We start from the raw sequence: 253 nt of genomic DNA, 5'->3' as shown, positions 1-253 counted from the left end.
CAGCCCGCCAAGCACCGCGCTCGCGACAGGATCGCCGGCAACTTCTTCCTTGACCGAAACCGGAGCGCCCTCAAGGTTCAATGCAACCGCTGTCGCCAGCATCTCGATGTGGCCGAGTTCTTCCGCCGCCGTATTCATGAGGAGATCGCGAAACTTGGGATTGCCACGGGCGCCGCAGGCCTGAAAGAAATATTGCATGGCGACCCGGATCTCGCCTTCCACGCCGCCGATTGCCTGCTGCAAAGCTCTGGCG

The 253-nt window shown here is 62.1% G+C and carries 1 protein-coding gene; it reads right to left on the bottom strand.

Features of this window, described 5'->3' with window-relative positions; translation table 11 throughout:
* On the bottom strand, positions 1-253 hold a 253-nt coding region (locus EOD29_RS33510), incomplete at both ends, for a manganese catalase family protein (RefSeq protein WP_206520591.1).

The sequence above is a fragment of the Mesorhizobium sp. M1A.T.Ca.IN.004.03.1.1 genome (assembly GCF_003997555.1).
In the GTDB taxonomy this organism is placed as follows: Bacteria; Pseudomonadota; Alphaproteobacteria; order Rhizobiales; family Rhizobiaceae; genus Mesorhizobium.
The sequence above is the reverse complement of the archived record's forward strand: the minus strand, read 5'-3'. Positions and strand labels throughout refer to the sequence as shown.